Raw genomic sequence first — 22852 nt, forward strand, 5'->3', positions numbered from 1 at the left:
GAATGTTAAAATGGAGGAACATTTGCAATTACTTTTACGGTTTTTCCGTAATCAATTAAAAGGCGGCACAAAAAAAGGACCTATTTTAAAATAAGTCCTTTACATCTCTAATATGAATTTGTTATTAAAACGGCAAATCGTCGTGGTCCTCCTCATTTAAGTCGCCTGCAGGCTCAAAAGCTTCTGCTGGTGGTACAGGTGGCATATTCTCGCTCGCAGGCTCAGATTGTACGGCCTCAATGCGCCAGCCCTGTACAGAGTTAAAATATTTGGTCTCACCTTGTGGGTTTACCCATTCGCGACCTCTTAAATTGATACCAACCTTTACCTGCTGCCCAACTTGGTAGCTGTTTAATAAATCGGTTTTATCTTGGATAAATTCTATTGAAATATGCTGTGGGTATTGCTCTTCTGTTGTTACTACCACTTCTCGTTTTCTAAACCCATTACTTCCAAAGGTTTGGGTTTCTCCAATTACTTTTATACGTCCTTGTACTTCCATTGTTTGTTTAATCTATTTATAAATTGACTCAAATTTTTATGATAATAATATTTTCCAGGCACTTTCTACATCACCAAAACTCAAAAAGTTGCGCGCCAGTTTGTGTTTCTCCCTATGCGAAGCTGTTTTTATATTTGGATAACGTTCACTAACGTCATCGATAAAAGCCTCAACTTCAGTTTTACTTGGTAAAGTTTCAACGTTAGCTAACATACCAAGATTATTTCCGGTGAGTATCATACTATTGCGCACGCGCTTTGGTAAGGCGTCAACGCCTATGCCTAGAGTTTGTAAAGGCTTGGGGATTTCAAAAAAACCAGATTTAGCCCTACTGTAATAACTGCCACCAGCTCTAGCTACTAAATCTAAAGCTTCTTGGTTAAGGGTGTTGTCATCATTCATTACGTCGTCTGCAATATGCATCTGCACAACTTCACAAATAACAAGATTGCCTGCACCACCTTCAGTCCCCAAAGATATAATGTCATTAACAACACATTCTAATTGAATAGGTGATTCTGCCACTCTAAAGGGTTTAACCTTTTCGGATTTAAGCATGGTTAAACCTGCTTTTTCAAACTCATTGACACCATCTGGATATTCCGTACTGCTCAAAGACATTTGGTGAACAATATCATAATTCACCACATTGATTACAACTTCTCTTATAGTTTCAGCATTTTTTAAGGTGTGCTTCGTAGTGTTGTCTCTAACGCGTCTTGCAGGTGAAAAAATTAAAATCGGAGGCTTGCTGCTAAAGACATTAAAATAGCTAAATGGTGAAAGATTAGGATTTCCATTGACATCAATGGTACTGGCAAAAGCAATAGGCCTCGGTGCCACAGCACTTAGCAGATAACCGTGCAGTAATTTGGTTGAAATATCCTTTGGATTAATAGAAATCATGTAGCCCTCTGATTTACAGCAAATATAAATATATTAGGTGGTGCATAAAAACATTTTGGGTAGTGGCATGTACAATATTATTAACATTATTGCATTATCTTTAATAACGAAACTGAGCTATTGATGATTACCAATAAAAATCGTAATGTAATCCGTTGGATTATTATTTTCTCCTCTTTTGCCATTATCTCTCTTATCCTTTGGAATACCTATGTTTTCTTTCAGAATTTTAAGGCTGAAGAACGAGCAAAAATGAAGAATTGGTCCTTTGCCCAAAAAGAATTGAGTAAAACTCAGGATCTAAGCTCTGATGTTGGTGAATTGCCTTTTGAAATTATTGCCAGTAACAAAACCACACCAATGATAAGTGTGGCAAGCGATGGTAGCATGGATTACCGAAATATTGAGGAGGAAAAGGCGCAAGACTCTCTATATCTACTGAAGTTGATTGAGAAGTTTAAGAATGAAAATAAACCTATTGAAATTAGATATCAGGATAAAGTATTGTCTACCTTATACTATGGAAACTCTCCGCTTCTAAATAAGCTTAAATATTATCCATTAGCACTTGTATTAATAATTTTTCTCTTTGGTGCCGTGGTGTATTTCTTTTATCGCAGTACTAAAAATGCTGAGCAGAATAAACTTTGGACAGGGATGGCCAAGGAAACAGCTCATCAAATAGGTACACCGTTATCCTCTCTAGTGGGTTGGGCTGAGATTTTAAAGACGGAGAATGTGAATGCAGAGTACATTAAAGAGATTGAAAAAGATATTGACCGCCTTAAGACAATTACAGATAGGTTCAGTAAAATAGGATCCTTACCAACTTTGGAACAATTGGATGTGGTTGAGATGACCAAATCTTCATTTGACTACCTAAAATCTAGAAGTTCTAAATTGATAAACTTTGAGATTAATTGTCCAGATTCAGAAATCACAGCAATGCTTAATGCCCAATTATTTAGTTGGACTATTGAAAACTTGGTTAAGAATGCTATTGATGCCATGAAGGGTAAAGGTAATCTAGAACTTAACCTTAATGCGACAGATAAAAATGTACTAATCAATATTTCAGATACTGGAAAGGGTATTCCTAAAAACCAGTTTAAAAAAGTATTTGAACCTGGCTACACTACAAAATCTAGAGGTTGGGGATTAGGGCTCTCCTTAGCAAAACGTATTATAGAAGACTACCACGATGGTAAAATTAAAGTCTTAGAATCTGAGCCAGACAAAGGTACTACGATACAGATTAGTCTTAAAACCCTTTAAATAGTTATTCAAAATTAGAGGCAATAGCCTCTGCCAAAGATGAAAATTCATCTGGATTTAATTTTACCTTACTTGTAAACCTCGCATTTTCCATAGTGTGTAATGGAATTAAATGCACATGTACATGTGGTACCTCCAAGCCAATAACTGTCATCCCAATGCGCAAACAGGGTACTGTCTTTTCAATAGCTAATGCAACACGTCTAGAAAATTGCATAAGTTTGGTATAGGTCTCCTCATCCAAATCAAATAGTTTATCAACTTCTACTTTAGGGATGCATAGTGTGTGACCTTTAGAGTTGGGGTTGATGTCTAAAAAGGCAAAGAATTCTTCAGTTTCAGCAACTTTATATGAAGGTATTTCTCCATTGATGATTTTAGTAAAAAGTGTTGCCATAACAGTGAATTGTTTAGTGAATTACTAAGATAAAAAAGATTCCTGCTTAATATTATTAAACAGGAATCTTTATTTCAACATGTTATTTAGGTCTTATCTTGAAATCTCAAGGATATCAAATTTCATAATGCCATTAGGCACTTGTATCTCAGCAACATCGCCAACGGTTTTACCTAATAGACCTTTTCCTATAGGAGAGTTAACAGATATTTTACCAGACGCTAAATCTGCCTCGCTCTCGGCAACCAAAGTATAGGTCATTTCCATACCGTTGGTTTGATTTTTTATCTTAACTTTTGATAGGGCTAATACCTTAGAAGTATCTAATTGCGACTCGTCTATAATTCTCGCGTTTGCAAGTGTTTCTTCCATTTTAGAAATTTTCATTTCCAACATGCCTTGTGCCTCTTTAGCAGCGTCATATTCAGCATTTTCACTTAAATCACCTTTGTCTCTTGCTTCTGCAATAGCCTGAGAGGCTTTTGGGCGTTCTACATCTTTAAGATGATTTAATTCATCCCTTAGTTTTTTTAAACCTTCGGCAGTGTAATAAGATACTTTGCTCATAATTCCTTCGTTTACATATAATAAAATCCCGAAACCAGTTCGGGACTAATAGAAAAATCCCGCATGCACGAGATTAGAGCAAATATACAAAATATTTACGGTATAGCTGAATTAATCGTAACTTGCGTATCAAAATTTAGCATGAAAAAGTACTTTATTTATATGTTTTGCATCGTCCTATTTACTTGTGATAGAGATGATAATAATCCTAACTGTAATTTTTTGTTTGACGCAGGTGTTAACTTACAGGTAAATACTAATCTGCCTCAGTTTAGCCAATTGGCGTTTCCCATAAATGGTGTTTATGTGCCTGGTCAAGGTAATAATGGTATATGGTTATGGCGACTAAATTCGGCCACACTTTTGGCTTGGGACGCGGCTGACCCTAGCCATCCTCTAGAAGCCTGTTCTACATTAACAGATTCTGGGTCAGGCGATATTGTAGTTTGTGGTTGCGATGACGAAAACCGATATAGTTTAGCTACTGGTGTTGGTTTAAACGGTAATACACAACCCTGTACGTTACAGCCATACAGGGTTGATGATTTAGGAAACGGGACGTTTTTGGTAACCAACTAAAAGTTTAAGGTTAGACCTAATAAGAAATTTGTGGTGGCTTGAGGATAAAAACCTGCGCCTTCTATGGTTGTTATTGTTCCAGGTACTGAGAAATCGTCGTCAAAAGTGTAGTAATAGCCATTTGAAATAAATTTTTCGTTAAAAATATTATTGACAACACCCGTAAAAACAACAGAGTCAAATACCGAGTTGGTGTTAATGGTGTAGGTAACATTCAAATCGTTGACAAAGAAACTGTCAAGCTTAGACAAGTTTGCTTCAGTATTGCTCATAAATTGCTCTCCAACAAATTTACTTAATAGTGATAATTGTAAATTATTAAACGGTTGAAATACAATAGCATTTGCAGCAATAAAATCTGGTGAAAAGGCAATGGCAGTTTTACCTAAGTTTACAAGTTCACCATTAAAGGATATTATCGTTTCTCTATTTCTGTTAGCACTAATTGTGGCATTAGGTTGCAAGGTTAATTGTGGTGTTACAGGGATAATAGCCTCTAGCTCCAAGCCCAGCCTGTAACTTTCTCCACTATTTGTTCTAATAGGGCTTCCAACATCATCTAGTTGTCCCGAAAGTACTAGTTGTTCATTGTAAAGCATTAAAAACCCATTAGCATTAAAGCTAAAGTTACCATTTCTATGGCGCCAACCTAATTCAAAATCATTTAACTGTTCTGGTCTTACGTCGGGATTATTTTCAAAGTCTTGTCGGCTTGGTTCTCTATTGGCTCTGGCATAAGATAGGTAAAAACTGTTGTTACTATTAGCCTTATAGGTGACACCTGCCTTAGGATTAAAGAAGGTGTAGTTGACATCTACATTAAAGGGCTCAAGGCCTGAGGATTCTAATCCGGAAGTCTCGTAATTTACATTTCTTAATTGGACGTCTCCAAAGAAACGGAATTTGTCATTAAGTCTAAAATTAGCCTTAGCAAACACAGCGGCATCATTCTTTTTGCCGTTACCTTCATAGTAACGATCTCCCAAGGGTAATTCAGACGCATACTCGGCCCATATCACTTCCCCGAAATGGTCGCCATCGTAGTGACTAAAGGATATACCTGCAATAGCATCTAATTGATTGTCCTTGTAATTAGCATTGGCATTAACCACATAGAAATTATTTTCTAACCAACGCTGACGCACGTAATCCATACTGTCTACAGTTTCGCCATTAACAGTAATTGGGTCTAAGCCCAAAAAATCAAAGGTAGCATCTGGAGCAAACAGAATATTAGAATAGTAATAGTTATCTATGTATTCTTCAAGATAACCACGACCATAGGTATAATTGAGTCCTAGGGTAGTGGACCAATTGTTGTTAAATTTTTCATTCCAATGCAGTTGATAGTGGTCTTGGCGATAATCGTCCACTTGGTTGTTATAAAAACCGGTTCTATTGCCCTGATCATCAAACTGAATTCCACCAATGTTGAAGGTCCTATTTTCATCTATATTTGGATTTTCACCTATTACCGCAATAGTTGCTGGATCAAAGCCAAACCAAGATTGATAAGTAATATTGTTTCCTCCAAAGGTTACGGCTTTGATGAGTCTATTGTCATCTACATAAGCGCCTTGAAGAAAATATGACTTAAGACTTGTGGAAGCGCGGTCAATGTAGCCATCGGATTCTATATTGGACAAGCGTCCTGCAATTTCAAAATGGTCGTTCATTAGTCCTGTACTAAACTTAACCGTATGCTTTCTTGTGTTAAAACTCCCAAAGGAATTGGAGATTTCACCAGAGGCGTCCTGAGAAACGGCATCGGTTAAGATGTTGATACTTGCGCCGAAAGCCGCTGAACCATTAGTTGATGTGCCCACACCACGTTGTAATTGTAAACTCTCTACCGAAGAGGCAAAATCACCAAGGTTAACCCAAAAAGTACCTAAGGATTCTGCATCACTATACGGAATTCCATTAATGGTAATGTTTGTAGATTGGGCACTGACTCCTCTAATTCTTAAGCCTGTATATCCAATACCAGCTCCAGCATCTGAGGTAGTCACCACAGAGGGAAAAAAGTTGAGCAGTATAGGAATATCTTGCCCTAAATTTCGCTTGGCAATCTCTTTTTTAGTAACGTTACTATGCGTAATAGGTGAGGAGGCCTCAACCCTAACCGCTTTTACTAAAACTTCATCTAGTTTTTCAATTTTTGTTGAATCGGTAGGTTTTTCTTGAGCAATTAGGTTTGCAGAAAATAAAAACAAACCTAACAACACGAATACATTTTTCATACGACTATATATAATAATCGAATAAAAAGAGGTAATTATTCTTTTGGTTAAAATTAATTATACATTCCTAAACAGCATTACCTGTTCTAGGTTCAATGGGTATGATCTCAGCCACTATTAGGCACCCCTTTTTTGAGAACGGTGCAAAGTTACTAAGGATTTTTAAATGTTTAATCGGGTTTTGGAGGTTTTCTTTGCGCTTTTTTTTCTGAATGTTTGCGTTTTGAAGTCAAACGCTTTTTCTTGACCGATCTTGGGACTGTAGTTGGTTTACGCTTTTTTTGTTTTTTTATGCTGTTCTCAATAATCTGAAAAAAGCGTTTTGTAACAATGGTTTTATTTTTAAGTTGACTTCTAGTCTCGCCACAACTCATTACAAGGATACCATCTTTGTTGATACGGTTTGCAAGCTTGTCTAGTAATCTTGTTCGTTGATAATCGTTTAGATGTTGGGATTCTAATATATTAAAATGCAGCTCAACTTTAGTAGACACTTTGTTGACGTGCTGTCCACCACTACCAGAGCTCCTAACGGCTTTATAAGTAAGTTCGGTCGCTATAGCTTCATGGTCAATCATTACTTGAATTGATGCGGTGCTTTGAGCAAATCGTTTACCGTTTTTACAGGGTTGAAAGTTGTAATAGGCACTTCTACGAAGATGGTATTCCAAAATGCCATGCTACCATTCCATAAACCTGGTAATTCTAGCGCCTTTAGGTCTTTACCAACTTTTGTTTTCATGGTTATAAAAGCAGCTTTATCGTTAACGAACTTGTCTAGGTTAAACTTTTCGCCTTTATAATTTTTTATAGAACAAACGATGTCAACAGGGTTAAAATGAGTGGCATTTTCAAGGATGCTTTTCTGGGATTGGTCTTTTAGATTGATTTGAGCGGACTCAACAATTTGAAGGGATTCATTACCAGCTTCATCGGCAATCCAAAATGGTCCTCCGCCGGGCTCGCCTTCATTTTTTACCATACCACAAACCCGAATAGGCCTGTTAAGTTGGTTGTGTAAATAGACTCTTTTTTCTTCGTCTGAGCAGGTATGGAACTCAGTTTTGAGTTTGGCGTTCAATCGACGTTCTACAAAATCTGTTATAGTTATAATGGTGTCATTGGAAACATGTTCTTTATCCAATTCTTCTAAATAAGTAAAAGCTTCGGTTTGTAATTGTAGCAATAAGCCCGCTAAACCTTTTTTGTATTTCGCAATGACATCTCGATAGTCTGCAACCACAACATTATCTATATTTTTAATAAAGACAACATCGGCATCAATACTATTGAGATTTTTTAATAACGCGCCGTGGCCTGAAGGTCTATAGAGTATAGAGCCATCGTGGTTTCTAAAGGGTTTATTATTTGGGGTTACGGCTATAGTATCTGTTGATTCTGCTTGATAAGAGTATTCGGCATCAAATTTTACTCCTGTATTTTGGGTAACTACAGTTGCAATACGATTAAATTCCGCTTCGAATCTATCTTTCAGTCCAACGGAAATGGTAAAATGGAGCTTGGCTTTGTTTTTACCATTGGCATAAAGTGCTGCTTCATAAAGGTGCTCTTCAAAAGCAGTTGCAATGTGACTGTCTGAATATTTATGGAAAGGTAATAGCCCTTTGGGATAATTACCATAATTAAGTTCATCTTCCTTTAACATGGTTTGTACAAAGTGCCATACTTTTTGAGTTGTAGATAAATTATAAAAATCTATACCGTTTCTTTCGATTTGAACAAGTACCGAATTATAAAATGGGAATTGTTCTAGTTTTGATACAAAAACAGATAAGAGGTCTGATTTATTACTTTCAATATAATCCTTAATGGATTCCTCTTCTGGATTGAAGTCCATTAGAAATTGGAATAAAAATTTAAACATCCTAGTTGCGGCTCCAGAAGCTGGAACAAATTTCACAAGGGCTAAGTCATTCTTTCTGTCTTCAAAATATGCAATAAACTCTTCAATTTTAGCCTCATTCAAAGGCATTATACCATCATCAATTGTTGCTGCCTGTACAATATTAGTAAACGGAATTCCAGATTTAAAAAGCTCTATCTGAGATTCCACGGTTTTAAGGCTAAGACCTTTAGATTCTAGTTGTTTTATGTCTTGTTCTGAAAACTTCATTTATGTGTTTTGATTAATTTATCTATTTGGGAAACGGCAAAATTAAAGCGCTCTTTCTCATTTCCCTTTAAAATTAGGTAAGGTTTATTAGTCGATTTAAGAGCGTTCTCAAAGGCTTTAAACATAGCTTTGCGCTCATTGGGCTTGTCTCTTAAATCGTCTGGTTCCCACGGTGTATCAATATAAGTTAAAAAATATAAGTTGTAGCTGTTTTCGTTGGCGTATTTACTTAAAATAGGATCAGAAAACCCATTGAAATAAACTTCACTATATACTTTAGTTTCCAATAAGTCGGTATCGCAAATTAACACAGAATCCGTTTCTGAGGCACGTTTGTTTTCTAAGGCCATTTGTCCTATCGCAATTGGGATGATGTCTTTAGGTTCGCAGATGCTACGTTCTTCATCCCATTTTTTTTGAAGGTATTCCCGCGAAAATTCTGGGACCCAATTCGTTTGGTAATGCTCTGCTAATTGTTTGGACAGCGTCGTTTTACCTGTAGATTCTGGACCAAACAGAACTATTTTTATACAGTTTGCTGGGTGTTGTTTAAGCTTTTCTTCCATTCGTTATAGCCATAAATCGCAAGGATTGTAAAGATAAGATATTGTAAGGATAACATGCCCAAACCTCTATATGCATATAGCGGAACTGTAACTAGGTCACCGATAATCCAAAGCGTCCAGTTCTCTAGTTTTTTATTAGCCATGTACCACATGGCTGTAAAGAAAATACCTGAGGTTACAATGTCTATATAATTGGGCAATTCAATGGTGTAATCAAATGCTTTGTAGACAACGTAAGTAATAATTATGGTCAAGGCAAATAGACATAAACCGATTATTTTTTCTTTAAATGATGTTCTTGAAATTGGAATAAGATAATTGCCATTCTTTTTTCTAGACCAATTCCACCAGCCATAAATACTCATAATAGAATAGTAAAGATTCATCATCATATCGCCAAGATAGGTGTTGATGTAAAGAAGATATACTGTAATTACAGTACAAATGATGCCTGTTGGATAAACTAGAATATTTTCTTGTTTGGCAAACCATACACTGGCCACGCCAAATACAAAAGCAATAGCCTCTAGTACAATTTGAAAGGTTGGTGTTTGCCTATAAGCTTCCAGAAAAAAATCAAAAATGTGGTTCATAATTGCTTCGGTCTGTCTTTACCAATTTTATGGACATTACGGCTATATCTATACTGTTAAAAGCGTCTTTTATCGCTGTGGTTAAGAATGGCATAAGGTCATCATAATTTCCAAAAATTTGTGTGCTTAGGGGATTTTCAATGACAGTGAATTTTGATGCTCTTAAAACCTTAATAAAGTCAATCACGTGCTGCTCGTAACTGTCGGTTAAAGGCGAGTAGGTTAATTCAATAGATACATCCATGGTTTATTTTAAAAGGAATTGATTATTTGATTAAAAAATGTCTCATCTTTTTCAAAGGCTGTACCAATAACTACCAAATCTGCACCTGCTTCGTAGGCTTTATCCAAATCTGTTTTTGACCGAATGCCGCCTCCAACAATCAAGGGGATTTTGATTTGAGATTTTACAGCTGAAATAATTTCTGAATCTACAGGGTGCGTTGCTCCACTACCTGCCTCTAGATACATAAGTTTCATACCAAGATATTCACCAGCTTTGGCAGTATGGCTAATAAGTTCTGTGTTTTTTCGCAGCATAGGTTTCGTTTTACTAATGCGTTCAACCGCTGTTTCAATGCCGTTTTCTATAAGGATATAGCCTGTGGGAATAACCTCAAGATTCATTGTATTCAACTTCGGAATAGCTTTTATGTGTTTTCCGATTAAGTAGTCCGGATTTCTTCCAGAAATAAGTGAAAGAAATAAAAGGCCATCAGCATTGTTGGTCAGTTGATTCTCATCACCTGGAAACAGAATAAGTGGTGAATCCGTATAATTTTTAATGGCCTTTGCCAATGTATCAGTTGTATTATTTTGCAGTTCACTACCTCCTAAAAAAATATGGGTGGCCATAGACTGGTTGACTTTATTTACAAAAGGCTCAATACTATTTACAGGCATTTTGTCCGGATCAATGAGTACGGCAAGTTGTTTTCTCCCTTCCTTTATGGCATTTAATATGTTGTTGTAAAGTCTTGTCATTCAGGCACAACGTAAGCACAGGTGAAATCCTCAAATTCTATAAATGCAGTTTTATGTCGGTATTTTTTAGAGTTATAATCTATCCAAGCTACGGTTTCATTATCTTCAAGCATAAATGGAATGACCAGAAAATGCTCTTTAAATAGCATACCTGGTGTGGCAAATAGTTTATATAGTGATTCCTTAATTGCCCAGATAACGGTTAAATCTCTCACGTAAGTAGGACTTTCGGGTTTTAGATAATCAGTTTCATATTCAATAAATTTGCTGGCAATGCGACCAATTTTGGGGCGTTGTTTTTCAATATCTATGCCTACTGGCTGATTACTAACGATGACACCAGAAAATTCAAAAGAATGTGTAATCGATATGTAGTTGCCATCCTTAAGATGTGGTTTCCCATAGTCATCATAGTAGAGGTCTTGATCGGTATATCCAAATTCGCGAAGCAAATGTCGCACGCTTAAAAAACCTCTTTGGTGTATTTCACTTTTCATGCTTAAAACGCGCGCCTTGCTATTGGGCTTTAAATCAAGGGGTTTTAATAAGTCATCGTAGGATTCTTCAATACGCCAAATTTTAACAGCAGTTTGTGAATTTACGCTAATGGATTTAAACAGTGGCATTTAGTATTCTGAATGATATTGATTACCTTTGCATCGCTTTTGCTAAGGCTAGTATTCGTCGATGTGGCGAATTTAGCTAAATAAGCGATAAAGCCAAACACCAAGCAAATTATAAAAATTGAAAAATTGAGATAATGAGTACAAAAACAACAACTTACGTACCATACAAAGTTAAAGATATTGATCTGGCGGAATGGGGTCGCAAAGAAATAGAATTAGCTGAAGCAGAAATGCCAGGACTAATGAGTTTGCGAGAAGAGTATAAGGATGAGCAACCGCTTAAAGGTGCAAGAATTGCTGGATGTTTACATATGACGATACAAACTGCAGTTTTAATTGAAACCTTACAGGCTTTAGGAGCTGAAGTGACTTGGAGTTCATGTAATATTTTTTCAACACAAGACCAGGCCGCAGCCGCAGTAGCAGCTGCTGGAACTCCAGTTTATGCATGGAAGAACATGACGGAAGAAGAGTTTGATTGGTGTATTGAGCAAACCTTATTCTTCGGCGAAGACAGACAGCCTTTAAACATGATTCTCGATGATGGTGGCGATTTAACCAATATGGTTTTGGATAAATATCCGGAATTGGCAGAAGGTATTAAAGGATTATCTGAGGAGACAACAACTGGTGTACATCGTTTATACGAACGTGTTAAAAATGGAACCTTACCAATGCCAGCCATAAATGTTAACGATTCTGTAACCAAGTCTAAGTTTGACAATAAGTATGGTTGTAAAGAATCTGCAGTAGATGCTATTAGAAGAGCTACGGATATTATGTTAGCAGGAAAGCGTGTTGTGGTTTGTGGTTATGGCGATGTAGGTAAAGGTACAGCAGCATCTTTTAAAGGAGCGGGCAGTATCGTAACTGTTACAGAAATAGACCCAATATGTGCACTTCAGGCTGCCATGGATGGTTTTGAAGTAAAACGTTTGGAGACGGTAATCTCAAATGCAGATATAGTCATCACCTCTACAGGGAATAAGGACATTGTTAGAGCTGAGCATTTTAAGGCTATGAAGGATAAAACCATTGTCTGTAACATAGGTCATTTTGATAATGAAATTCAAATGGCGTGGTTAAACGAGAATTTTGGTCATACTAAGAATACGATTAAACCTCAGGTAGATAAATATACCCTTGACGGAAAAGATATTATTGTATTGGCTGAAGGCCGTTTAGTAAATCTTGGATGTGCTACTGGGCACCCAAGTTTTGTAATGAGTAATTCCTTTACCAACCAGACTTTAGCACAGATTGAGCTTTGGAATAATTCTGATGCTTACGAAAATGATGTTTATATGCTACCTAAACATTTAGATGAAAAAGTGGCCAAACTACATTTAGAAAAAATTGGTGTAGAGCTTACCGAACTAAAGAATTACCAGGCAGATTATATTGGCGTTACAGTCGAAGGTCCCTACAAACCTGAGCATTACAGATACTAAATTTGGTATGCTGAATATTTTTCAGCACCTCATATATAGACCTAAACCCTTGCAGAAATGTGAGGGTTTTTATTATTTTTAAAGTATATGAAAAATACTCAAAAGCTTTCTAAATACCTTGATGAACTAGAATCTCTTATTCCAAAGTTTAAAGAAAAGAACCCAAAAGTATCAAAATCTAATGTAGGTTGGCAAATTGATCACAGCCTCAAAGTGATTAATAATGTCATTAAAGCTCTTGAAGCTTCGGACCCTAAGTTGTATAAAAGTAATTTTAGTTTTTTAGGATGGGTGTTTTTAAGCCTAGGTTATTTTCCAAGAGGAAAAGCCAAGGCTCCCAAGCATGTAAAACCACCCGAAGTTATTTTAGAAGAGGATTTAGTATCACAAGTCAAAGCGGTTAAATCTAATTTAGAATCATTAGCCAACTTAAATAAGAATTCTTTTTTTGAGCATCCTATGTTTGGGAATGTTAACACCAAAAAAGCAGTTCGTTTTCTAGAAGTTCACACCAATCATCATTTAAAAATTATAAGAGATATTTTAAAATAGATGGGCTATGACGAGTCTAAAATAAAAGTTCCAAGGTTCAATGAAGAATCGGGTTTTTATACCACCAAAAAGCGCTCAAAAATAATGAGTAAGATTCGTGGTAAAAACTCCAAGCCAGAACTACAATTTAGGAGAGCACTTTGGGCAAAGAGCGTTAGGTATAGAGTTAATACAAATCAACTACCAGGCAGACCAGATATAAGCATTAAAAAGTATAAGCTAGCTATCTTTATAGACGGTGACTATTGGCATGGTTACAATTGGGATGTACGTAAACCAAAACTAAAAACCAATAGGGAATTTTGGATTCCAAAGATTGAACGCAATATGCAGCGTGATGCCGAGGTAAATCGTCAATTAGAAGAAATGGGATACACCGTATTTCGGTTTTGGGAACACGAAATAAAAAAGAATCTAAATACCTGTATAAATGATATTATGGTGTATTTACACTCAAGAAGGATTCACTAGCCTTTCTTAGGATGCACCAATTTCATCTCTTTAATTAAGTGCTTAGCACCTGCGTACTTGTCAATTATAAATAGGACATAACGTAAATCGACCATAATATTTCTGCAAATCTCAGGGTCATAGTATATATCGCTCATGGTGCCTTCCCAAACACGATCAAAGTTCAATCCTACCAAATTTCCTTTGGCATCAATAGCCGGACTACCAGAATTGCCACCGGTAGTATGGTTGGTCCCTAAAAAGCAAACTGGTAGTTTTCCATTTTGGTCTGCATATTGCCCATAATCCTTATTAGAATACAATTCTTGCAGTTTTTCGGGCACATCAAACTCATAATCGCCAGGAACATATTTTTCCATAACGCCGTCTAAATAGGTTACAGGATTATAATAGACCGCATCTTTTGGAGCATAACCATTAACTTTTCCATAAGTGACCCTCATTGTACTATTAGCATCCGGAAAATAACGTTCTTCTGGCATAACTTCCATGAGTGCTCGCATGTACTGCGTTTGTAAAGCATTGATTTCGGAATTGATGCGTTGAAACTCCGGTTCTAAAGTGGTATAAAATTCAAGAATCAAAGGTTTCGCATATTGATAGGCAGCGTCTGCATTGATGTTTTCAACAACGGTGTTAGCATCGCCTTCCAAAAGTTTTAGGGCGGAATCCAAATCAACAAGTGCTGTTTTATCGTATATGGACTCATCTACATTAGACGTGTACAATGGCATAACCACATTATAGACACCTCGATCCACTTTTAAACTATAATTTTTATGAATGCCCTTGAGACGATTAATCATAGAATTTCTTGCTTTATCGAATTGCTCTTCACCTTGTCTTGCTGCACTCTCCACTTCTATTAGCCTAAAGGTCATTTGCATGAGTTCGTTGGTGCGTAAAAAGACTTCAACAAAGCTGTTTCGCTTCACATTTACGGATTCAAAGGCTTCATATAATTCTTCAAATTTGGGCAATAATTTACCATATGTTTCTTCTTTACCTTGTGCCTTAAGTGCTCTGGTAAACTCATCCTCAAAATTGCGCTTTATGTCAACCGCTCCACTTTTTTTTATACCTAGATTTTCACCAATCCATTTTTTCCACGCATTGGCAATACGTGCCTGCTTCGATGCATATTGAATCCGTACTTGGTCGTCAGCCTTCATATTGGCATCAATGACTTTAAGCGCAGCTTCCCTAATTGCAATTCTCGCTGGATTAACCTTTTCTGTAATCTGTTCTACAGCGACTGCAGGTAAGTATTCGTTGGTTCTCCCTGGAAAACCAAATACCATGGTAAAATCGCCCTCTTCAATCCCATCTAAAGAAACAGGTAAGAAATGTTTTGGCTTGTAAGGTTTATTGTCTTCACTGTAGGGCGCTGGTCTGTTATTTTTGTCAGCATAAATTCTAAACAATGAAAAATCTCCTGTGTGCCTCGGCCAAACCCAATTATCTGTATCGCTTCCAAACTTTCCAATACTTACAGGTGGTGCACCAACGAGTCTAATATCTTCAAAACGCTCCGTTACGAACAAGTAATATTGATTGCCTTTATAAAATGGTCTTATTTTTAGGCCTTGCCACTCTTCTTTTTTTATAGTTTTCTCAACCTTATTCCTGTTTTTATCAATTTGAGATTGCCGTTCTCTAGGATTCATGGCGTCAGTGACATTCATTAGCATCTGTTCTGTGACATCCTCTATACGTACAATAAACTCAACAAAAAGCCCTGGGTTTGGAATTTCTTCTTTAAAGTTCTTTGCCCAAAAACCATTTTTGATATAGTCGTTTTCTAAGGACGAATGCGACTGTATTTGGCTATATCCGCAGTGATGATTGGTGAGCAGAAGCCCTTTTGGGGAAATCACTTCGCTTGTACAACCACCATTAAAATGGCCAATAGCATCTTTAAGACTAGAGTTGTTGACATCGTAAATATCCTTAGCAGTCAGTTTGCTGCCAAGGCTTTGCATTTCGGACTCGTTCATGCCTTCTAAAAGGGAAGGAATCCACATACCACCTTGTTGAGCAGTCAATTGAAAAACAACGAAGAAAAATAGGATTTTAATAAAGCGCATTGTTGAGATTTTAGTTTAAGGTAAAGATAAAAAAAGGTCTTTTATATCCTTATCTTTAAGGCCAACAAAGCACATTGAAATGAGATTTCTATCTAAACTCCCAAATGTTGGTACAACCATTTTTACGGTGATGGGAACTTTGGCCAATAAACATAAGGCTATTAATTTGTCCCAAGGATTTCCGGATTTTCCAAGTGATAAAAAATTGAGTGACTTGGTATATACCGCTATGAACTCAGGGTATAACCAATATGCCTCAATGGCCGGACAGATAGATTTGCTACTGGCTATTTCAAATAAGTATCAAGACCTATATAATGCACAATATCATCCAGAAAAAGAAATCACCATTACAGCTGGAGCTACACAAGGTATTTATACTATTATTTCGGCTTTTATAAGGCCTGGCGATGAGGTCATTATTTTTAAACCGGCTTATGATTGCTATCAGCCAGCGGTTGAAGTCAATGGCGGAAAAGCAGTGAGTATTCAACTTTCGGCACCAGAGTATAAAGTGGACTGGAACGAAGTTGCCACAAAGATATCTTCTAAAACTAAAATGATACTTATTAATACGCCGCATAATCCTAGCGGAACCATCTTGTCGAAAGAGGATATGATGCAACTTCAAAAACTCACAAAAGACACGGATATCATAATTTTAAGTGATGAGGTTTATGAGCATATGGTTTACGACGGAGAAAAGCATCAGAGCGTATGTTTATTCCCAGACTTGAAAAAAAGGTCGTTTATAACAGCGTCGTTTGGTAAAACATTTCATAATACGGGATGGAAAGTTGGTTACTGTTGTGCGCCAGAAGCATTAATGCGAGAGTATAGAAAAGTACATCAATTCAATGTCTTTTCTGTAAATCATCCTGTTCAAAAAGGGATTGCGGATTATATGCAAGACCCAAATACGTATCTTGGTTTAAATACTTTTTTTCAGCAAAAACGTGATTTGTTTTTAAACTTAATCCAAGAATCGAGATTTAAATTTCAACCATCCCAAGGCACCTATTTTCAAGTGTTGGAATATTCTGCAATAACTGATGAGAATGATGTTGATTTTGCAAAGCGCTTAACTAGAGATTATAAAATTGCTTCTATTCCATTGTCCGTGTTCAATGAAAACCAAAAGGATGACAAGGTGTTACGATTTTGCTTTGCTAAAACTGATGAGACATTAGTGAAGGCGGCTGAAATATTATGTAAAATTTGATAGAGAAAACCATAGTAATTTTATGAATGATTCTTTAAAGATAGCTTTGGTTCAGACCCATTTAATTTGGGAATCCCCAGAACAAAATCTGAAACAATTAGAAGAAAAAATAACTCCTATTAATGATGGTGTAGACGTCATTGTACTACCCGAAATGCTTACCTCTGGTTTCACCATGAATGCAGAAGTTGTAGCCGAATCAATGGATGGTCCGTCAGTTCAATGGCTAAAATTTATGGCTAAGAAAAAAAATACAGCGATTACTGGCAGCCTTGTTATTAAGGAAGGTGGTCAATATTATAATAGGTTAATTTTTTCAGAGCCATCAGGTAAAATTTCAACCTATGATAAAAAGCACACCTTTACTTTGGCAGGAGAGGATAAAGTTTATACCGCAGGAAAAGAAAAAGTAATTATAAAGTATAAGGATTGGAGCATCTGTCCTTTAATCTGCTATGATTTACGTTTTCCGGTGTGGGCGAGAAATGTAGAGGATTATGATTTACTGCTATATGTTGCCAATTGGCCAAAACCAAGAATTAGTGCTTGGGACGCTTTGTTAAAGGCGCGCGCTATTGAAAATATGAGCTATTGTGTGGGAGTAAACAGAATAGGTTTAGATGGTACCAATCACGAGTATCCTGGACATTCTGGAGTTTATGATGCCCTCGGTAATAGGCTAGATGATTTAAAACCCAATACAGAAGGTATAGCTGTCATTACTTTACAAAAGAACCACCTGAACAAATACCGCAATAAACTTGGTTTTTTAAAGGATAGGGATGGTTTTAATCTAAAAGATTAAATTCTATAATCTGATCAAAATTAGCTCTTACCTCGTCAATTTTAGGGGCATAACTAACTCTTTCAGGTTGTAAACCCAGTAAGAAGTTCCCTGGGTCGTATTTTCCATTTTTATTGGTGTCAAAAACTACTCTCAGGCTATATTGTTTTGGAAGCACATCCGTGAAATCAACTACCGGAGAAGAACTAGTATAGCGCTCATAAAGCACTTTGCCTTTATCATCGGTGAGTTGAACAATCAAAGGCAATTTCGCATTCCTTAGATTAACCCTAATATTACCATATTCAGATGTCATCTTTGTTCTAAAGGAAAAATTCAAGGTGTCTTTATTCACTTCATCATAAAAATCCGTAAAGGTATTTGGGAGCATGGTAAAGTCGTATTTTTCACCTTCTTCTTTTACAATTTCAATAGCAACTCTGTTTAATAAAGTATCCAACTCCAACTCGAAAGCCACCTCTAATGAGTCTTTATTAATGAGTTTTATTCTGGACTTATCAATAGTTTCAAGCGGTGTTGTAGCTTCCAGAACAAAATCTTCTTCGGAAGTTAAGGTACCAGAAGTAACAGCTTTTATTTGTAGCGAATCGCGCACTAAATCCCTAAAGCGATGCTTAAAAGTGTCTACATATTTCTCGTTTGTAACGACGAAAAACGTTGTGTCAATTTCAAACTTCGGCTTGTACCAATAGTAAATGGTATCGGTCTCTGGATTTTTTGTCATCTTATAAGTAAATCCCTCTGGCTTTTCTCCTAAAACGCGAATTTTCATATTTTCATGACTGCCTTCATAGGGGAAAATGATTTTAGAGCCACTTTCTTGTTTTGGCTTTATGGCTTTAAAATTTATTAATTCATTGAACAATTTAAGTTCATATAAGGAGTCGTTAGGTACAGAAATAAATTCATTGATAAATCCAATTTTATCGTCCTTTTGATTAAAAATATAATTACTAGACTTGTCTTTTAGCGCAATGAGCTTATAGGTGCCCTCTTTAATATTATCTACAGAAAAGGTTGTTACACTATCCAGGGTATTTGTAATGTATCTAGGCTTTTCTTTATAAACAATGGAGTCTGTGTAAGCCGAATCTTTTTCGTAGAGCATCACGGATACAAACTTATCTGGCTGTTCTAATAGCGCATCTACAACATAACCTTTTACGGATAATGAATCTATAGTATCTCCAGTTGAAAACACATATCTAAAATATGGGTATGGATTTTCTTCGTTATTATCAACTATGCTTTGGCCAAAATTAAAGGCATAAGTGGTGTTGGTTTCTAAGGTGTCTTTTAGTTTTATTTTTATGGTCCTGCTCGCACCGCCAAGAGGGTAAATGGTTGGCTGATTGTCTAATGGCGGAGAAATAATGAGTTGTTTTTGTACGTCTTTGATTTTTACAAACTCATCAAACTCAATTACAATTTCATCGGAAGTAAAGCCAGTGGAAAAGTTTTTTGGACTTATACGCTTAATTACCGGCGGATCGATGTCTTTTTCTCCTCCAGAAGGTGTTCCGCGATTGGCACAACTTACAATTAAGCAAGTCCATAAAACTACTAAAAACAATTGCAGTAAAGGTCTAATCACCATGTTGAAATTATTTTGCACAAAGAAACAATTTTAAAGATAACAAACGAAAAAATCAATCAGCAATTGCCATGGTTGCGAGACTTAACTTAATATTATCAATTGAATGCAAGACGGAAGCACATGCTTCAATAGTGGCTCCTGTTGTAATTAAATCATCCACAAGCAGAATGTGCTTGCCTTTTAAGGATTGATTTTCAGTTAAAGAAAAGGTTGAAGAATCTTCAGCCCATCGTTTTAATCTGGATTGAAAAACTTTGGTTGAGGTAGCCTTGGTTTTTACCAATACACTATTATTAAATTCAATATCTAGATGTTTGGCAATTTCTCTACCGAACAAATCGACTTGGTTATAGCCCCTTTGTCTTTGCTTTATTTTATAAAGAGGGACTGGAATTACAACATCAACATTATTATAAGCCTCAAGGGACTTCAGTTCAGAACCTAGCCATCGACCTAAAAATCCCGAAATGTTTTCATGGCCTCTATACTTTAAATTATGGAGCATTTGCTGAACACTACTTTTTTTTGAAAAGTGCAATAAGGCAGTGGCATTTTCTAATTTAACCCGTCCATAGAGTACTTTTTTAACAGCCTCAGGATGGTCAAAGTGAAAATTAGTAACAGGCAATTGATGACGGCATTTTAAGCAAATTACAACTTCATTATCAGTTAAAACGTTTTGGCACGCTTCACAGACTTTAGGGAAGAACAAGTTTAACAAATTTTTTACCACTTAATCGATTAAAATAAATTCACACTTTAATTAGCTCTAATTTCGCTTTAAATTAAGAAATTAATTATGATAGTTAACCCTCAATTATTTAACTATAGATTAATTATAGGTTCTTTATTAGTCGTTTTAACTGTTTTAGGGATTTACAGCTTTACTAATTACAAATCCATTAAATCCTACGAGGAATTCCTAAAACAAGAGAAGGTTCTTATAGAAAAGGAACTGACAGAGATGTTAGAGAGTTATGACGAACTGAGCGAAGATTATAATCTTACCGCTTCCCAGCTCCAAGAGGCGAAATTGGAAACTAAACTTGCTTTGGATTCTTTGAGGTTATTAAAAAGTGACTTATCCATAATCACAAAGTTTAAAACCCAGCTTTTGGTGCTTAAAACCAAAAGCAAGATTTTGTTGTCCACCATAGATTCTCTTAATGCAACAAATGAAAATTTAATTAAGGAAAATCGATACGCCTTAAATACTATAGAGCAGAAATCTTCAACGATTAATGCTTTGGCAAATGCAAATGATTCTTTAAATGAAACTATTGACAAGGCTGCAATTCTTAAGGCCAGTAAAATAGAGGCAAAGTCTTATAGACTTAAATCTGGAAAGAAGCGACCTACATCTAGAGCAAAACGCTCAAATGCTATTGACGTTTGTTTCTCATTGACCGAAAATCCTCTAACCACAAAGGGCAATAAGGATATTTATATTCAAATTGTAAGTCCAGAAGGGAATGTAGTTGCCGATCAAGGGGAAATAGTTTTTGGAGACAATTCTCTAATTTACAGTAAAAAAGAAGCTGTTAACTATGCTAACGAGACTTTAGATATTTGCACAGAAATTATCGCTGATGAAGATGATAAACCGTTTTCAAAAGGGTATTATTTCATCAACGTATTTCACGAAAATTTAAAGCTTGGTAGTACGAGCATAAGGCTTAAATAACGAGCTAAATAATATTTATAAAAACCGCACTTTAATTAGTGTGGTTTTTTATTTTTGTGACATGGCAAACGACGATAAATTTAAAAAAGTAATCGCCCACGCAAAGGAGTACGGTTACGTTTTTCAGAGTAGTGAAATCTATGATGGATTAAGCGCGGTGTATGATTATGCCCAAAATGGTACCCTGCTCAAGAATAATATTCGTGAATATTGGTGGAAGGCCATGGTACAAATGCACGATAATATTGTTGGAATCGATTCAGCTATTTTTATGCACCCTACAACATGGAAGGCCTCAGGTCACGTCGATGCATTCAACGACCCCTTAATTGACAACAAGGATTCTAAAAAGCGCTACAGGGCTGATGTTTTAGTAGAAGATTATTGCGCTAAGATAGAGGCTAAAATTAATAAAGAAATAAATAAAGCGGCTAAACGCTTTGGCGACGCCTTTAACGAAGCAGAGTTTGTCTCAACAAATCCAAGAGTATTAGGTTACAAAGAAAAAATAGAAACGATACTAAAACGATTGGGCAAGTCTCTTGAGAATGAAGATTTAGCAGATGTTAAGGCTTTAATAGAAGAGTTGGAAATTGCTGATCCACTATCGGGTAGTAAAAATTGGACTGACGTTAAGCAGTTTAATTTAATGTTTGGTACTAAGCTTGGCGCTTCAGCAGAACATGCCACAGATTTATACTTAAGACCTGAAACTGCACAGGGTATTTTTGTCAATTTTCTTAATGTGCAAAAAACTGGGCGAATGAAAATTCCATTTGGCATTGCACAAACAGGTAAAGCGTTTAGAAATGAAATTGTAGCTCGCCAGTTTATTTTTAGAATGCGTGAGTTTGAGCAAATGGAAATGCAATATTTCATCAAACCAGGCACACAAAAGGAATGGTTTGACTATTGGAAAAAAACACGATTAAGTTGGCACCAATCCTTAGGATTAGGTGAAAAAAATTACCGTTTTCACGATCATGAAAAACTCGCCCATTATGCTGATGCGGCTAGCGATATAGAGTTTAATTTTCCATTTGGTTTTAAAGAATTGGAGGGTATTCATTCTCGTACAGATTTTGATTTAAAACAACATGAGGAATACTCAGGTAAGAAGATGCAATACTTCGATCCAGAAGATAACACAAGTTATACACCATATGTATTAGAAACCTCAATTGGTTTAGATCGCATGTTCTTAGCTGTATTCTCTAACTCACTTCAGGAAGAAGCTTTGGATAACGGCACCACTCGTACGGTATTGCGATTGCCAGCGGTTTTAGCTCCTACTAAAGCTGCAGTTTTACCATTGGTTAAGAAAGATGGCTTGCCAGAAATTGCAAAACAAATCGTTGAAAGTTTAAAATGGGATTTCAACGTGGCGTATGACGAGAAGGATGCTGTAGGAAGACGCTATAGAAGACAGGATGCTGTCGGTACACCATTCTGTATTACAGTAGACCATGATACTCTAGAAGATAATACCGTGACTATCCGTCATAGAGATAGCATGGAGCAAAAGAGGGTAAGTATAGAAGATCTCAAGGATTTAATTAAAGCTGAGGTAAATATGAAACATTGGCTAAAACGCATGAATTAAACTTACTT

General features: G+C 36.2%; 24 protein-coding genes. 9 read left to right on the forward strand and 15 right to left on the reverse strand.

All coding sequences use genetic code 11. From position 1 onward, the window contains the following. Nucleotides 1-124 precede the first annotated feature (124 nt). Both J4050_RS14005 and J4050_RS14010 read right to left on the reverse strand, forming a co-directional pair. Nucleotides 125-502, reverse strand: a complete 378-nt coding sequence (locus J4050_RS14005) for a DUF3127 domain-containing protein (RefSeq protein WP_208155223.1) — start codon at nt 500-502, stop codon at nt 125-127. Between the two features lie 36 nt (nt 503-538). Next, nucleotides 539-1408: a flavin reductase family protein gene (locus J4050_RS14010; protein ID WP_208155224.1), complete on the reverse strand. Its 870-nt coding sequence runs from the start codon at nt 1406-1408 to the stop codon at nt 539-541. Between the two features lie 123 nt (nt 1409-1531). Here J4050_RS14010 and J4050_RS14015 point away from each other — a divergent pair, with 123 nt between their 5' ends. After that, the gene (locus J4050_RS14015) at nt 1532-2683 is read left to right on the forward strand and encodes a sensor histidine kinase (RefSeq protein WP_208155225.1); all 1152 of its coding nucleotides are present in this window, start codon (nt 1532-1534) and stop codon (nt 2681-2683) included. Nucleotides 2684-2687: 4 nt separating this feature from the next. On the opposite strand, the gene J4050_RS14020 is transcribed toward J4050_RS14015, so the two are convergent. Together J4050_RS14020 and greA are read right to left on the reverse strand one after the other, a co-directional pair. Next, a complete protein-coding gene (locus tag J4050_RS14020; RefSeq protein WP_208155226.1) occupies nt 2688-3080 on the reverse strand; it encodes an HIT family protein in 393 nt (130 codons plus the stop codon). A 93-nt stretch (nt 3081-3173) separates the two neighbouring features. Then, the gene (greA, locus tag J4050_RS14025; protein ID WP_208155227.1) at nt 3174-3647 is read right to left on the reverse strand and encodes a transcription elongation factor GreA; all 474 of its coding nucleotides are present in this window, start codon (nt 3645-3647) and stop codon (nt 3174-3176) included. A gap of 141 nt (nt 3648-3788) precedes the next feature. Between greA and J4050_RS14030 the strand changes: the two genes are divergently transcribed. Continuing rightward, the gene (locus J4050_RS14030) at nt 3789-4226 is read left to right on the forward strand and encodes a hypothetical protein (RefSeq protein ID WP_208155228.1); all 438 of its coding nucleotides are present in this window, start codon (nt 3789-3791) and stop codon (nt 4224-4226) included. Here the strand turns inward: J4050_RS14030 and J4050_RS14035 are convergent. The 8 genes from J4050_RS14035 to J4050_RS14070 form a co-directional block, all read right to left on the reverse strand. Further along, nucleotides 4223-6469, reverse strand: coding sequence for a TonB-dependent receptor (locus J4050_RS14035; protein WP_208155229.1), 2247 nt, complete (start codon nt 6467-6469; stop codon nt 4223-4225). The genes J4050_RS14030 and J4050_RS14035 overlap by 4 nt on opposite strands. 170 nt (nt 6470-6639) lie before the next feature. After that, complete coding sequence (gene arfB / locus J4050_RS14040) at nt 6640-7047, reverse strand: alternative ribosome rescue aminoacyl-tRNA hydrolase ArfB (RefSeq protein ID WP_208155230.1); 408 nt, start codon at nt 7045-7047, stop codon at nt 6640-6642. Then, nucleotides 7047-8603 (reverse strand): DUF4301 family protein, encoded by a 1557-nt coding sequence (locus J4050_RS14045; protein WP_208155231.1) that lies wholly within the window; start codon nt 8601-8603, stop codon nt 7047-7049. Before J4050_RS14045 ends, arfB begins: the two co-directional genes overlap by 1 nt. Then, nucleotides 8600-9169: an AAA family ATPase gene (locus tag J4050_RS14050; protein ID WP_208155232.1), complete on the reverse strand. Its 570-nt coding sequence runs from the start codon at nt 9167-9169 to the stop codon at nt 8600-8602. Before J4050_RS14050 ends, J4050_RS14045 begins: the two co-directional genes overlap by 4 nt. Next, entirely contained in the window at nt 9130-9762 is a 633-nt protein-coding gene (gene pnuC, locus J4050_RS14055) for a nicotinamide riboside transporter PnuC (protein WP_208155233.1), read from the reverse strand. Before pnuC ends, J4050_RS14050 begins: the two co-directional genes overlap by 40 nt. Continuing rightward, complete coding sequence (locus tag J4050_RS14060) at nt 9746-10006, reverse strand: hypothetical protein (protein ID WP_208155234.1); 261 nt, start codon at nt 10004-10006, stop codon at nt 9746-9748. Before J4050_RS14060 ends, pnuC begins: the two co-directional genes overlap by 17 nt. 8 nt (nt 10007-10014) lie before the next feature. After that, nucleotides 10015-10746: a phosphoglycerol geranylgeranyltransferase gene (locus tag J4050_RS14065; RefSeq protein WP_208155235.1), complete on the reverse strand. Its 732-nt coding sequence runs from the start codon at nt 10744-10746 to the stop codon at nt 10015-10017. Beyond that, entirely contained in the window at nt 10743-11372 is a 630-nt protein-coding gene (locus J4050_RS14070) for a 4'-phosphopantetheinyl transferase family protein (RefSeq protein ID WP_208155236.1), read from the reverse strand. Before J4050_RS14070 ends, J4050_RS14065 begins: the two co-directional genes overlap by 4 nt. Nucleotides 11373-11506: 134 nt before the next feature. On the opposite strand from J4050_RS14070, the gene ahcY reads away from it, so the two are divergent. The 3 genes from ahcY (at nt 11507) to J4050_RS14085 (ending at nt 13846) form a co-directional block, all read left to right on the forward strand. Beyond that, nucleotides 11507-12823 carry an adenosylhomocysteinase gene (ahcY, locus tag J4050_RS14075; protein ID WP_208155237.1) on the forward strand — a complete coding sequence of 439 codons (1317 nt, stop codon included), beginning with the start codon at nt 11507-11509 and terminating at the stop codon, nt 12821-12823. An 87-nt stretch (nt 12824-12910) separates the two neighbouring features. Further along, a complete protein-coding gene (locus J4050_RS14080) occupies nt 12911-13375 on the forward strand; it encodes a DUF1569 domain-containing protein (protein ID WP_208155238.1) in 465 nt (154 codons plus the stop codon). Next, nucleotides 13376-13846: a very short patch repair endonuclease gene (locus tag J4050_RS14085; protein ID WP_208155239.1), complete on the forward strand. Its 471-nt coding sequence runs from the start codon at nt 13376-13378 to the stop codon at nt 13844-13846. Here the strand turns inward: J4050_RS14085 and J4050_RS14090 are convergent. After that, nucleotides 13843-15933: a S46 family peptidase gene (locus J4050_RS14090; protein ID WP_208155240.1), complete on the reverse strand. Its 2091-nt coding sequence runs from the start codon at nt 15931-15933 to the stop codon at nt 13843-13845. The two genes, J4050_RS14085 and J4050_RS14090, sit on opposite strands and share 4 nt — an antisense overlap. A gap of 79 nt (nt 15934-16012) precedes the next feature. On the opposite strand from J4050_RS14090, the gene J4050_RS14095 reads away from it, so the two are divergent. Next, nucleotides 16013-17155 carry a methionine aminotransferase gene (locus J4050_RS14095; protein WP_208155241.1) on the forward strand — a complete coding sequence of 381 codons (1143 nt, stop codon included), beginning with the start codon at nt 16013-16015 and terminating at the stop codon, nt 17153-17155. 22 nt (nt 17156-17177) lie between these two features. After that, nucleotides 17178-17960, forward strand: coding sequence for an amidohydrolase (locus J4050_RS14100; RefSeq protein ID WP_208155242.1), 783 nt, complete (start codon nt 17178-17180; stop codon nt 17958-17960). Here J4050_RS14100 and J4050_RS14105 read toward each other — a convergent pair. Both J4050_RS14105 and J4050_RS14110 read right to left on the reverse strand, forming a co-directional pair. Further along, nucleotides 17944-19557: an Ig-like domain-containing domain gene (locus J4050_RS14105; RefSeq protein ID WP_208155243.1), complete on the reverse strand. Its 1614-nt coding sequence runs from the start codon at nt 19555-19557 to the stop codon at nt 17944-17946. The two genes, J4050_RS14100 and J4050_RS14105, sit on opposite strands and share 17 nt — an antisense overlap. Nucleotides 19558-19609: 52 nt before the next feature. Beyond that, nucleotides 19610-20269, reverse strand: a complete 660-nt coding sequence (locus J4050_RS14110) for a ComF family protein (RefSeq protein WP_243878650.1) — start codon at nt 20267-20269, stop codon at nt 19610-19612. An 87-nt stretch (nt 20270-20356) separates the two neighbouring features. On the opposite strand from J4050_RS14110, the gene J4050_RS14115 reads away from it, so the two are divergent. Further along, nucleotides 20357-21241, forward strand: a complete 885-nt coding sequence (locus J4050_RS14115) for a DUF8428 domain-containing protein (RefSeq protein ID WP_208155245.1) — start codon at nt 20357-20359, stop codon at nt 21239-21241. A gap of 61 nt (nt 21242-21302) precedes the next feature. Beyond that, on the forward strand, nt 21303-22844 hold the full coding sequence (locus tag J4050_RS14120; protein WP_208155246.1) for a glycine--tRNA ligase: 1542 nt from the start codon (nt 21303-21305) through the stop codon (nt 22842-22844). Nucleotides 22845-22852: the final 8 nt, after the last annotated feature.

The sequence above is a fragment of the Winogradskyella pelagia genome, from assembly GCF_017581965.1.
GTDB classification, from domain to species: Bacteria; Bacteroidota; Bacteroidia; order Flavobacteriales; family Flavobacteriaceae; genus Winogradskyella; species Winogradskyella pelagia.